Origin of the sequence: Fusibacter tunisiensis (genome assembly GCF_016908355.1) — a bacterium.
Taxonomy (GTDB): Bacteria; Bacillota; Clostridia; order Peptostreptococcales; family Acidaminobacteraceae; genus Fusibacter_D; species Fusibacter_D tunisiensis.
In genome coordinates this window covers 1-11,842 of the sequence record NZ_JAFBDT010000019.1, presented here as the reverse complement: position 1 = coordinate 11,842, position 11,842 = coordinate 1, and the positions used below count along the sequence as shown (strand labels likewise).

The 11,842-nt window shown below is 38.1% G+C and carries 13 protein-coding genes, 1 tRNA gene and 1 riboswitch; of the genes, 5 read left to right on the top strand and 9 right to left on the bottom strand.

All coding sequences use genetic code 11. The features are described 5' to 3' along the window. Window positions 1–41: 41 nt before the first annotated feature. The 4 genes from JOC49_RS10025 to JOC49_RS10010 all read right to left on the bottom strand — a co-directional run bounded on the left by JOC49_RS10025 (window position 42) and on the right by JOC49_RS10010 (window position 3,067). On the bottom strand, window positions 42–803 hold the full coding sequence (locus JOC49_RS10025; RefSeq protein ID WP_204664894.1) for a putative ABC transporter permease: 762 nt from the start codon (window positions 801–803) through the stop codon (window positions 42–44). A gap of 87 nt (window positions 804–890) precedes the next feature. Continuing rightward, entirely contained in the window at window positions 891–1,400 is a 510-nt protein-coding gene (locus JOC49_RS10020; protein WP_204664893.1) for a hypothetical protein, read from the bottom strand. After that, entirely contained in the window at window positions 1,400–1,798 is a 399-nt protein-coding gene (locus JOC49_RS10015; protein ID WP_204664892.1) for a DUF4430 domain-containing protein, read from the bottom strand. Before JOC49_RS10015 ends, JOC49_RS10020 begins: the two co-directional genes overlap by 1 nt. A gap of 98 nt (window positions 1,799–1,896) precedes the next feature. After that, window positions 1,897–2,062: riboswitch (cobalamin riboswitch) on the bottom strand. Window positions 2,063–2,119: 57 nt separating this feature from the next. Then, window positions 2,120–3,067, bottom strand: a complete 948-nt coding sequence (locus JOC49_RS10010; protein WP_204664891.1) for a UbiA family prenyltransferase — start codon at window positions 3,065–3,067, stop codon at window positions 2,120–2,122. Between the two features lie 90 nt (window positions 3,068–3,157). On the opposite strand from JOC49_RS10010, the gene JOC49_RS10005 reads away from it, so the two are divergent. Next, on the top strand, window positions 3,158–4,003 hold the full coding sequence (locus JOC49_RS10005; protein WP_204664890.1) for a YitT family protein: 846 nt from the start codon (window positions 3,158–3,160) through the stop codon (window positions 4,001–4,003). A gap of 22 nt (window positions 4,004–4,025) precedes the next feature. Here JOC49_RS10005 and pulA read toward each other — a convergent pair whose 3' ends face one another. Then, window positions 4,026–6,788 (bottom strand): type I pullulanase, encoded by a 2,763-nt coding sequence (pulA, locus tag JOC49_RS10000; protein ID WP_204664889.1) that lies wholly within the window; start codon window positions 6,786–6,788, stop codon window positions 4,026–4,028. Window positions 6,789–6,913: 125 nt separating this feature from the next. On the opposite strand from pulA, the gene JOC49_RS09995 reads away from it, so the two are divergent. Genes JOC49_RS09995 through JOC49_RS09985 form a run of 3 tightly spaced genes read left to right on the top strand, consistent with a single transcriptional unit; the run spans window position 6,914 to window position 8,374 of the window. Next, a complete protein-coding gene (locus JOC49_RS09995) occupies window positions 6,914–7,435 on the top strand; it encodes a MotA/TolQ/ExbB proton channel family protein (protein WP_204664888.1) in 522 nt (173 codons plus the stop codon). Beyond that, entirely contained in the window at window positions 7,422–7,973 is a 552-nt protein-coding gene (locus tag JOC49_RS09990) for a hypothetical protein (RefSeq protein WP_204664887.1), read from the top strand. The genes JOC49_RS09995 and JOC49_RS09990 overlap by 14 nt, the downstream gene beginning before the upstream one ends. 17 nt (window positions 7,974–7,990) lie before the next feature. Then, the gene (locus JOC49_RS09985) at window positions 7,991–8,374 is read left to right on the top strand and encodes a hypothetical protein (protein WP_204664886.1); all 384 of its coding nucleotides are present in this window, start codon (window positions 7,991–7,993) and stop codon (window positions 8,372–8,374) included. A 56-nt stretch (window positions 8,375–8,430) separates the two neighbouring features. On the opposite strand, the gene JOC49_RS09980 is transcribed toward JOC49_RS09985, so the two are convergent. Continuing rightward, on the bottom strand, window positions 8,431–10,119 hold the full coding sequence (locus JOC49_RS09980) for a hypothetical protein (RefSeq protein ID WP_204664885.1): 1,689 nt from the start codon (window positions 10,117–10,119) through the stop codon (window positions 8,431–8,433). A 71-nt stretch (window positions 10,120–10,190) separates the two neighbouring features. On the opposite strand from JOC49_RS09980, the gene JOC49_RS09975 reads away from it, so the two are divergent. Beyond that, a tRNA-Thr gene (locus JOC49_RS09975) sits at window positions 10,191–10,266 on the top strand. Between the two features lie 159 nt (window positions 10,267–10,425). Here the strand turns inward: JOC49_RS09975 and JOC49_RS09970 are convergent. The 3 genes from JOC49_RS09970 to JOC49_RS09960 all read right to left on the bottom strand — a co-directional run. Next, a complete protein-coding gene (locus JOC49_RS09970; protein ID WP_204664884.1) occupies window positions 10,426–10,602 on the bottom strand; it encodes a hypothetical protein in 177 nt (58 codons plus the stop codon). Between the two features lie 46 nt (window positions 10,603–10,648). Then, window positions 10,649–11,626, bottom strand: a complete 978-nt coding sequence (locus tag JOC49_RS09965; RefSeq protein ID WP_204664883.1) for an ABC transporter ATP-binding protein — start codon at window positions 11,624–11,626, stop codon at window positions 10,649–10,651. Then, a partial coding sequence (locus tag JOC49_RS09960) for an oligopeptide/dipeptide ABC transporter ATP-binding protein (RefSeq protein WP_341534677.1) occupies window positions 11,627–11,842 on the bottom strand: 216 nt, incomplete at its 5' end.

The window sequence follows — 11,842 nt, the reverse complement described above, 5'->3', positions numbered from 1 at the left end:
ATCAGGTTATTACCCGAATTTGAAGTGCTTGTAACATCTATTTATCGGTTTAGCCTTTCTCGCAATGCCTTAAAAACAAGTGGTAATTTTCGTGTTGTGACATCCGGATAATTTCTATAAAAACGTGCGTATTTTCTGCCGCGTTCCAACATCTTACGAAGCCCAACATGCGCCTCGATTTGTTCCATGAAGTCTCCAATATTTTCCTCAATCATGTCCAAACCTTCATCCACTTGGTCAACAAAGTCATCAAGTAAGGCTTGCATTCTAAGTACAACACTTCTCAAACTAATAAGTTCACGTAAAGTAAAATAGGCATCCACTAAAATCATGCCGTATACCATAACTAAAAAAGTATTCAATAAAATTGGATTTATCATTTGATAAAAGGATTGTATCGGGCCATTGATATAGCGCCAGATCACATACCCACCAATTCCCCAAAAGATGGAGGGGCCCAAAGCGACACGTCCATGCAAGTTGAATTTCCTTTTTGAATAATCCCACCATCTGGCTTTTAAAGCCCATTCCATTAAAAAAGAGGTCCCGTATTCAAGAAACGACGCACAAAGTCCCAAATAGAAAATTGAGAAAGCCAGCGCTACTGTTTTAGATGCGGGTAAATAAGGCAGCAAGGCTTCCATTAACAAAACCATTGCTGTAGCGCCAAATCCATAAATTGGAATAAAGGGGGCTCTTAAAAAGCCACGGTTAACATATTTTTTCTGTTTAAACGAAACATAACTGGTTTCCCAGATCCATCCAATAAAAGCATAGGCTATAAACAATTCGAGTATATTCATCTGTGTCGCCTCCTGTTAAAACTATACCAAAAAACAAATAAAAAGAGTAGAAATAAAATACTCTACTCTTTAATGAATTTCTAAAAATCAACGGGTTTCCACATGCCATTTTGATAAAATTAAACGCAGGCTATGAATTAAGGGCTTAAACAGCACTAGAACAATAATAAAATTTGAAATGCCATGTACAATGTCAAATGGAATTCCACTAATCCAATAGGCAATTCCATAAGAAACCCCATAAAAAATAGACTCAAATATTGCAAAAAAGAATCCAAACAAAAATCCGTAAATTGCCGCTAGTACTGAAAAAACATATTCAGATTCAGTTTGCTTAACGATCGTATGGGTGAGCAAGATCAAAACTGGCCATATGATATAATAGCCCAAAATCCACGTTCCAAATCCATACATTAATACCTCTGTGGTCACAAATACCAGTGCAGCAAGCAAGGCCTTTCGAGCACCGAATAAAATTGTAAAAGCAATCATTAGAAACGTGACAATCTCGATATTCGGTATGGCCATCAAGACGATTTTACCCGCTGTAAGTGATGCTGACAAAATGGCAACAAGGGTAATGTCACGCGCTTTCATTACCAAGTACTCAATTCAAATCGGTATGTTTTACCGTCTTCAACAGGGAGCTCTTTTACACCTACAACTGCATCCTCACCATTTACTTTAATAGAATAGAATTCATTTTTTGTTTCATCTGCTGTATACCCTTCAAGTCCTGTTATATATATTCCAAAACTGGATTCCTGAAATTCCGGCTTTATGGTGGATTCCACTTCCATCATTAACGCATATACAAAGTCTGCATCTGTTTTAAATTCATAAGTTTTTTCAATACCCTCTGGTGCCACCACAATTTCCATTGTCACGGTTTTTGACCCTTCCTGCCCACCTGGCGCAAGATACTGGTTGTACATAAAAAGTGCAACCAAAGCACATAAGACAGCAATCACAATCCACATTACTTTTTTATTCATTATTAAACCTCCAATTTTTAGTGCAATAAAAAACCCATTCTCCAGTAAAATGGAGAATGAGTCAATTTACAATTCATCCCCACCTCACCCCCAGGAGATGTCTGTTACATTTATGGGCAGGTCTACCGGCTAAGCTTCTTCCGCCATTCACCCTTCCCGCATTTGCAGTGGTTTGTGAATTTTGTCAGCCTTACGGTTGCTGGGACAGCTCGAAAAATCGATTCCCTATTAAGTCTAAAGACACCTCATAAATTGAGTATTAAATTGCTTTACAAGTCTATTATAGGTAAATTGAAGGGGTAAATCAACTAAATTTTAAATCTACAGTAGCCATTGAACCATTATCCCCACCAGATTCAAACTGGCAAACACGACAAAGTTTTTAACAGCTAAGATAAATGTCTCCCCTTTTACTTGCTTTTGGTAGAATTTCTTAGTCTGTTTCATGACCATGGGGAATGATAACAAAACAATCAATTGTGTTATAGGAATAAAGCCAAGAATAACGCCTAAAATACTGGATAAATATGAAAATAAAACCAAAAAAACGTAAAGTTTCACAGAGTGCGCCTGACCCATCACAACAGGTAATGTATACCGGTTGTTGACAATATCTTCGTCTCGATCACATATATTGTTGGCAAGCATGATGTTAGAAATCAATGCCACAAGAGGCAAACTTACCCAGATTACAGGCAAGAGAATTTTATAATTAATCGAAAAAATGAATAGCCCCTCCTTAACCGAAAGCGACAGAGGATTTGACGTATACACGTGTATATAAAAAGCAATAAAAGGAATTAATCCACCCATGAAAAGTCCGCTCAAGGTCTCTCCTAAAACTGTCCTAGAGATAGGCAGTGGGCCATACGAGTAGGTGACGCCTATGAAAAAAGCTAACCCGCCCATTAAGAGAACCCAAACATCGGTTCTAAACGCCAAGAAAATGCCGGATAACGCGCCAATTATTAACATCGTAATTAAAGCATACTGCGCCTCGCTTTCTGATAGATCGCCTTTCCCAAGGGGGTTATGAACTTGATAATGGTAGCCTGTCTTTAGGACTGCCCGTTTATAATCCATCAAATGATTGAGTCCTGTCGTCGTAAGGTCAATCATCAACAAGGATAAAAACATCAACATCAGATTAATGGGGTCTAATCTAAATCCCATAAAAATCACCATAGAAGTGCCTGTTACAAATGGAAAAAAACTGGCAACTTTTGTTTGAATTTCAACAAATTTCAGAAAACTCTTTATTTTATACATTTCATATCTCCTTTAAAAATTACTATACCTTTATTCTACATTTAATGCTATAATTTTGTAATGTCAAATACACACAATTGGAGGCACATCATGAATCAAACACTAAAATCTTATCTCTGGATTTCCATTGGATCTTTATTGGTTGCAATTGGCATTAGCTTTTTTTTAATTCCTGCCAATCTTGCAACCGGTGGCATTACAGGTCTCGCTATGATTATAAATGCCCTATTTCCTCAAATTTCAATTGGAAATGCTTTAATTGTTCTCAATATTTTACTCTTTATCATTGGCTTTTTAACCATCGGTAAAGCTTTTGGTGGAAAGACTATTTATGCCAGTTTTTTGTTAACTGGAATCATTTACATTTTTGATACATTCTTCCCGCTAGCCAGTCCACTTGTAACCGATTTAATTGTAAATTTAATTGTTGGTGTTCTCATTTCAGGTATCGGTCTGGGTGTGGTCTTTAACCAAAACGCCTCAACTGGTGGAACCGATATTATTGCGAAAGTTCTAAACAAGTTCTTTAACATAGAAATCGGCAAATCATTGCTGATTGCCGATTTTGTAGTGGTTTCACTTGCCGCATTTAGTTTTGGAATCGAACTTGCTATTTATGCCTTTTTAGGTATCTTTTTCAACGGACTTATTATTGATTCAGTTATTGAAGGCTTCAATCTAAAAATTTCAGTTTCCATCAACTCCGTAAAATCTGAAGAGATTCAAACCTATATTGTCAATCACTTAGACCGCGGTGCCACAATCTACACTGCTAGAGGTGCCTATTCAAAGTCCAATCGTGAAATAGTGAATTCAGTCATGAATAAAAAAGAATTTGTCAAATTGAAAAACCATGTTAAAACAATTGATCCAAACGCTTTTATTATGGTTTCAAGTGTCCGCGAAGTGCTTGGAGAAGGCTTTTATAGTCACTAAAGCAGTTTGAGACTTATTGGTCTCAAACTGTTTTCTTTTTTTGCCTGCCCATGACTAATAGCACACCTGCCGAAGCAAACACAAAACCCAGTACGGCAATTAGGGCTATAGAAACACCCTTTGAATCATTTGAATCTGTTGCAATTCTATTTGTTTGACCTTCAATAAACACATCTTCAGTGGACAAAACAAGTGCCGAATATGAAGGCATCTCTAAACGGCCACCTTTAAATTTCTCAAGCGCTTGTGCTGAGGCTTCCTGACCATTAACCAAAATTTTATACTCAGACCCCGGCAAATTAATTTCTTGCGCCTTATCACGTCCATTAAAAATTACAATTAGGGTCTCTGAAATATCAAGGGCTTCATTTTTAGGAATCATATAGCCAATCATTTGGTCTTTTAGACTTACCACCGACGTTTCTTCACTGGAGAAAAACACAATGCCAGATTCTATAGCGCTCTGTGTCGACAACCTAAATGCTGGATAATTTTTTCTAAGGTCGATTAAACCTTTATGGTAGTCAAAGACGTCATGATACATTGTTTTTCTGTTCCAATCAATTTGATTGATTGAATCTGGTGACATATAGCTGTTATGATCGCCCTCTTTGGTTCTTAAAAAATCAACGCCCAAATGTAAAAACGGCATGCCTTGTGACGTTAATACAATGGCATTGCTTAACATATGCATGCGAATCCGCTCTTCTTCTGAAGCCGCAGGATTTGTTACCTGAAACTTATCCCAAAGGGTAAGATTGTCATGGGCAGAGACATAATTTACAGATTGGGAAGGATTTACAGCCCAAGGGTCATTTGAATAATTCACAGCGTCATAATTTACTTGGGGATGAAAAACCGCACCTACAATTCCAAACTTAACACTTTCTTCAAAACCGGCATAACCACTTGCAAAAGCACCTTCTTCAGCATTAAACACATGACCTTTAATACCATCACGCATGTCATCATTAAATGCGCCAATCGTTGGTGTCGCTGAAAGATTTGCCTTAAGTAACCGCTCACCATCTGGTAAAGTTGATGTTCCGCCAGTCCAACCCTCTCCATATAAAATTATATTGGGGTTGATTTTTTTGAGTTCCTTTTCAATGACTTGCATGGTTTCAATATCATGGACACCCATTAAATCAAATCTAAAACCGTCAATATGATACGTTTCAACCCAATGCTTCAATGAGTCTAAGATTAATTTTCTAACCATTATACGCTCTGAAGCCGTTTCATTTCCTGTCCCTGATGCATTTGAAAACTTCCCATCATCCATTCTATAATAATAACCTGGCATGAGTAAGTTTAAGTTAGAATCTGCGCTTAAAGCTGTATGGTTATAAACCACATCCATAATAACACCAATTCCAGCATCGTGTAAGCCTTTAATCATTTGCTTCATTTCAAGGATTCGACTTTCACCATTATAAGGATCTGTTGCATAGGATCCTTCAGGAACACTATAATTCTTAGGATCATATCCCCAGTTAAATACCCCTTCAGTAAGTTGCCTTTCATCAATACTGTTGAAATCATACATAGGCAAGATTTGAACGTGTGTTACACCGAGTTCCTTTAAGTGGTCAAGCCCGGTCACTGTCCCCGCATCAGTTTGCGTGCCAGATTCTACAACACCCAGATACTTGCCTGCATGCTCAATTCCAGAAGATGGGTGAATCGAAAAATCGCGAATATGCATTTCATATACAATTGCATCATTACTCTTTTCATATACCGGACCACGGTCATTTTGCCAGCCCTCAGGGTGCGTTTGCTCAAAGTCCACTACCATGGACCGATCTCCATTTACACCCGCTGCAACTGCATAGGGATCATACGTTTCTCGGTCTTGGCCATTCATTTTAAAGGCATAGGTGTAATAAAAGCCATGTAGGTCACCTTCTACAGAAACTTCCCATACCCCTTGATCTGACTGACGCATTGGTATTCGTTCAAGTTCAACCGGCCCTAATCCTTCGGCATATAGAACCAGTGTCATATCTTCTGCTAACGGTGACCAAACCCTAAATGTCGTTTTATTTTTAGTGTATGACACCCCAAGCACCCCTGTATAGCCAAAGGTAGATTCAAAAATTTCAGTGCCATAGATTCCTGAAATGTCTATAGGGACTTCAGCATACGTTCCAAACTCAGTGACATAGTCTTTTCCTATGGTTATTGCATCTTCCAAAAGCACAACAAAATTTTGAGCCATATCGCCTGAACCGCCACTTACTGCAGCAGGTTTTAAGTGCGTCCCATCTGAATCTACTAAACTAAACCCACTTCTCATCTCAGAAATAGGTATCGGTTTTGAACTTGTAATTTTTACCGTTTTTTCATCAATCAATTGTGCGCTTAAAAATTTTGGAGAAAGGTCTATTTCAGAGGCATCAAAATAGAAAGTTTCACTGCCCTGAACTACAAATATTTCAAGTTGATTTTTGGCATTTACACGATTAACAGGAATAAATCGATCCTGATCCACATCTTTTGCTTCCCAATCGCCTTTTCGGACGATAAATCCGATTTGATCAACAGATTCAATATTCTCTAGTGGAATAACAGCAACTTTACCAAATTCATCTTCATCTGTAAATTCATAACTTGTTCCTGCCTTGCTTTCAGGCCAAATCCATAAATTCCAATTTTCATATACGCTATCAAAACGATGGTAATGGATGATTAATTCAGTGGGTGCTTCTGCAAACACAACCTGTGGTATAACACTTAAAACCATCACCAAAACCAGTGAAAAACTGATTATTTTTTTCATATGATATATTCCCCCTATTTTTGCGCAACCGCTTGCATTTCCTACTTCATTATATCAAATTCTTATAATTTTCTCAATTGTCCAGTACTTTTATGATAAAATTAAACGAGAGGAGGTTATTTTAAATGGGAAAACTAATTTTAACAAATTTATTTGGCTATGATTTATTGATTGTTTTACTTGCTGTCATTAATGCCTTTGTGGTCTATCCAAGGGCTAAGCGGGCTTCGACACATTTGAAAAATCTCCTTCAACCTAAAATTTACATCCCTATTACACTCTTAATGGCACGAATTAAAGACCCCCATCCTGATAAACTTGACTTGAATTCCATGAAAAGTATGCACGCAGATGAAATTCATTACTACAGCATTTTTACTTCCATAAATTCTGCTTTTCCAATGATGGGTATGCTTGGTACAATTCTCTCCTTGCTTGGACTCTTAAATATGAGTCAAGCACAAGTCACACTGAATTTCACCACAGCCCTAACCTCTACTTTTTGGGGCCTTATTTTTGCTTTGCTTTTTAAGGCTGTTGATGCAACATTATCGCCAGTTGTAGACCAAAACCAAGAGAATCTAAAAATGATTCTAGAGCGTATGGATTTGGCAAGTCGAACCGAGGATGCCTATGCAGAAAAATAAATGGATGGATTTCACACCTCTTCTGGATGTTTTTTTAATTCTTTTATTTGTTATGTTAATCAATACCTCTATTTCAACGGATGCTCTAGAAGCCAATTATAGTAATGAAATTGAAAAATTACACTCAAAAATAAATACGCAAGCAGTGACACTCGCTCAGCTTTCAGAAACGTCTAATTCAGATTTAACAGATCCTAAAGACAGACTTTACGATTTTATTCTGAACCAAACAAAAATTATCTCCGTTGAACTAAAAACACGGAACAACCACCTTTGGGTTGACGGTTCACCCACAGACCTATATTTACTCTACCCAGATCAGAGTACACTGAACAGCCGAATGGCTCAAAAAAATAAAATCAAACAAAAACTAACGCAACTGTTACAATCTCAGAGCGACATCCCACCTATAGTCCTTTTTACTTTAACTGAAGATGGCAGTGTTTTTAGATATGCCTATTTACTTGTTCAGGAAAGTATAAGTGAACTTACAAGGGAACTTGGCGCCGATCGTTTCTTTCTCATCACTAACCCATAATGATTTAGGAGGTTCACATGAAATCTAAACGCAAAAAAAAATCCCGTAGAATACGAAACCTTCTGATTTTGGCTCTGCTTGTTATCCTACTTCTTCTCTTAGATGGCAGATTGGGTCTTGGCGGGCAACTAGGAAATTCTACACCCAATACGACGCCATCAGAAGTGCCAGAAACAACCAATCACACCAGCACCAATCTCAAACAGACGCTTCGCGTTTCAGAAGATTTGATTTTTCTCAATGAAACGTCCATTGAACTCACTGAACTTGGCTCAAGTCTTCAGAAACTACCTAAAGAAACCCTTATTGTCTTAGAAGATGATTTTGCAAATAATCGTATTTTTGAAGCTGTTGAATCTATTCTCATTGAGAACGATTTCGTGTATACAATAAAAGATTAATCAAAAAACCACCCCTTTATGTGTCATGACCATTGATCATAATCGGGGTGGTTTTTCTACATCATAAAATTACTTTTTACAAGAGCTGATACAAAATAGGCCATAAAGGTAAACATTATAAAAAACATTTCCATTCCAAAATAGAACATAAAGTGTAGGAATCGATTGTTATAGTACGGGTGTTCTCTCTTGAACAGATAAAGCATCATCAAGGCATAGGCTGTTGTAAAAATCGAAGTCACACCCATCAAGATGGCATTTCCGAAAAAGAAAGGATAGATATGTGCAAATAATTTAAAATCTAAATTGGATATGCCAAATAGCCAAAGCTTAAATGCTGCAAAAGCAACGACAGACGTCCAAAACAACACTTTTTCTTTATTTAAGGCCTCAAGTGGTGCAAACCGTTTAAACACCATTAAAGCAAGTATAAAGGCAATAATTCCATAATTATAAGGGGCCAGCATAGATAAAAGTGAAACAATTCCTAAAAACAGTGTATTGAACAGTTGAATCAAACTTCCTACCAATAATGACAGATAATTTACTTGATTTCTAGATCTTGCCGACTGAATCCACTCAGAAGTGTTGCCAGCACCTTTTAGCACTGAAGTGTTTTCTTCTTTATCCAGCCAGAATACTTTTGTACTTTCTCCATAATCGACGTAAAAATACGCAATCGGATAATTACGTGTAATTGTCAACCTTGTATTTTCTGTCATTTCATCTTTCTCACGCGTATATTTCGATACATTTGCAAAGGTTCCGCCCGCAGCTTGAGGGTATTTCATAAGTAGGGCTTCGCTACTTCTCTGAGCTTGAAGACTTCCTAACACATAAGTGACTTCATACCGATTCGACCCTACAATAACAGGGTATAAGTCTGTTCCAACATGATAGTAAGGCTGAAAGTAAAATTGATCTAAGTCATCCTTCTCGAACTGCCATACCCCAAGGGCTGTTGCAGATCCCGGATTCATTCGGTCATATTTGTGTGACATTACCGTGACGATGTCATCTGTCAAATATATATCTCTAATATAGCCATATGTCTTCTGAGCCGGCACATCCAACAAGTCCACCCATTCTACCGTGCCATTCTTAAATCTAAAAATTTGACCACCATCAGCTGTATTTAAAGCACCAAAAACCTGATCTTCATAGACTTCTATAACCACACTTTTTACATCTTCATAGCCAGCATAGTCAAATAGTGTTTCTTGCCCTTTAAATAAAGATAACTTGTTGTCATCCGCTGCAAGGGTGTATTCTCCCTCAGAGTCAAATTGTTCAGAATGCGTTGATAAAGTTTGAAGGCCTATAGGCGTCATCGTCTCATTGTCAATTTCAATCACCTCAAGTATCATACGATCACTGACTTTTACAAGGATTAAATCCTCTAGTGCTTCCACTTGAATGAGCTTAAGTGTATCAACTGCATCATGATCAATGGTAGTGGACTGAACAACTTCTCCCATGGCATCCAGTCTATAAAGCTGTATATAATTTTCTTTAATTGCACCCAGCACCATCTCTTCACTGCCTTCAATTACTGCAAGATCGATTTTTCGCTCATCAGTGGGCAGGTCTTCCATTATCCTTACACCCATTGACCAATTTGGTGATGGCTGTTTTTCTTCAATTGCTTTTTCGGATGCGGCAAATGCGAAAACGACAGCTATAACGCTTAAGATAAACCAGAAATTCCATTTTAAAAACCATTTAGTGTGATGTTTTTTCTTCATAATGCCCCCATTTTTTATCTATAAATAGTCTTGTCTTTCGTATGTAAATCCTTTATAATAGTTTAGGACATGCCGTCGTAGCTCAGCAGGTAGAGCAACGCCATGGTAAGGCGTAGGTCGTGAGTTCGAGTCTCATCGTCGGCTCCAGTTATATCAACGTTTCTAGCGTTTGCTAGGAGCGTTTTTTATTTCCATGTTTTAATCATTATACACAACTGATGCTTATAATTGTCTTAATTAAGTATTAATTAAATATGTTTAAAATTAAAGAAGCGACCGATGGCCGCTTCTTTTTTATGCATTTCATTAGAATATGATCCATGTCAATAAACCAAAGAGTGCAAAAATTCCAATTAAAACTGGAAGCATTGTCATAGCCGCTGCAATAAGCAATGCCAAAAAGTCACCTTTTTCAAGTTCTACATCGTATTTTTCAGGATCAAGCTCCTTTTTTTTAAGAATCTCTTTTACTTTATTAAACATGATAGCCTCTTTCCAATGGTCATTTATTTCTTAATAGTATATCAATTTAAATCTCTCCTGCAAAGTGGCATGCTGCAAAATGTCTTGGCCCGACTTCCTTATTCGGTGGCACAATCTCTTTACAAATGTCTTTTGCATACGGACATCTCGTGTGGAATTTACACCCTTTTGGCGTGTTTACGTTACTTGGAATCTCACCAATAATCGGCTCCATCTTCTTAATGCGATTTGGATTTGGCACCGGAATCGCTGAAAGAAGTGCTCTTGTGTATGGGTGCGTTGGGTTGTTATAAAGATCCTTCTTATCTGCCATCTCAACCAAAGATCCCAAATACATAACCCCTATCCTGTCACTAATGTGCTTTACAACACTTAGGTCATGGGAAATAAACAAGTATGATAGGCCCATTTTTTCTTGAAGGTCCATCATCAAGTTCAAGACTTGAGACTGAATCGATACGTCAAGTGCCGATACAGGCTCATCTGCCACAACAAAGTCTGGATTCAGTGCCAGGGCTCGGGCAATCCCAATACGTTGTCTCTGACCACCAGAAAATTGGTGGGGGTATCTGTAAGCATGGTAAGCCGATAAACCACACATTTCGATTACATCTGTTACCTTATCTGCAAGGTCTTGGCCTTTTTTAGCCAGTCCATGTGCCACCATGGCCTCGCCCACAAGGTTCATAACATTAATCCTTGGGTTTAACGATGAGTACGGGTCTTGAAAGATGAGCTGCATCTGCTGTCTCAGGTGTTTAAGGTCCTGGCCTTTAAGCCCTGAAATGTCTTTCCCATTGAATATTATCTCGCCTTCTGTCGGCTCATATAGTCTTACAATGGTTCTGCCCAGTGTCGACTTCCCACAACCAGACTCACCTACCAGACCTATAGTCTCTCCGCGCATAACATCAAAAGACACACCATCTACTGCCTTTACCGCTGCAACTTCCTTTTGAAGAAAGCCACCTTTTATGGGGAAATGTTTTTTTATGTCTCTAACCTCGAGAATTTTATCCTTCATCTATTTCCCCTCCTTTTCATCGTACAAGAAACATTTTACCGTATGCCCCTCGCCTACTGTGTAGTCGCCCGGTTGTTCTTTCTTACAACGCGCCATTGCATGCTTGCAGCGTGGTGCAAAATAGCAACCTTCAGGCAATTCAAATGGATTCGGTACAATCCCGTCTATGCTGTTGAGTCTCTCTCTATCTTCATCTAAGTTCGGGATCGAGTGCAA

What these genes read in the sequence shown, in the direction of transcription:
- JOC49_RS10025 (WP_204664894.1), bottom strand. Translation starts at nt 803, where the DNA reads ATGAATATACTCGAATTGTTTATAGCCTATGCTTTTATTGGATGGATC.
- JOC49_RS10010 (WP_204664891.1), bottom strand. Translation starts at nt 3,067, where the DNA reads ATGTATAAAATAAAGAGTTTTCTGAAATTTGTTGAAATTCAAACAAAA.
- JOC49_RS09970 (WP_204664884.1), bottom strand. Translation starts at nt 10,602, where the DNA reads ATGTTTAATAAAGTAAAAGAGATTCTTAAAAAAAAGGAGCTTGATCCT.
- pulA (WP_204664889.1), bottom strand. Translation starts at nt 6,788, where the DNA reads ATGAAAAAAATAATCAGTTTTTCACTGGTTTTGGTGATGGTTTTAAGT.
- JOC49_RS09990 (WP_204664887.1), top strand. Translation starts at nt 7,422, where the DNA reads ATGCAGAAAAATAAATGGATGGATTTCACACCTCTTCTGGATGTTTTT.
- JOC49_RS09995 (WP_204664888.1), top strand. Translation starts at nt 6,914, where the DNA reads ATGGGAAAACTAATTTTAACAAATTTATTTGGCTATGATTTATTGATT.
- JOC49_RS10015 (WP_204664892.1), bottom strand. Translation starts at nt 1,798, where the DNA reads ATGAATAAAAAAGTAATGTGGATTGTGATTGCTGTCTTATGTGCTTTG.
- JOC49_RS10020 (WP_204664893.1), bottom strand. Translation starts at nt 1,400, where the DNA reads ATGAAAGCGCGTGACATTACCCTTGTTGCCATTTTGTCAGCATCACTT.
- JOC49_RS09985 (WP_204664886.1), top strand. Translation starts at nt 7,991, where the DNA reads ATGAAATCTAAACGCAAAAAAAAATCCCGTAGAATACGAAACCTTCTG.
- JOC49_RS09980 (WP_204664885.1), bottom strand. Translation starts at nt 10,119, where the DNA reads ATGAAGAAAAAACATCACACTAAATGGTTTTTAAAATGGAATTTCTGG.
- JOC49_RS09965 (WP_204664883.1), bottom strand. Translation starts at nt 11,626, where the DNA reads ATGAAGGATAAAATTCTCGAGGTTAGAGACATAAAAAAACATTTCCCC.
- JOC49_RS10005 (WP_204664890.1), top strand. Translation starts at nt 3,158, where the DNA reads ATGAATCAAACACTAAAATCTTATCTCTGGATTTCCATTGGATCTTTA.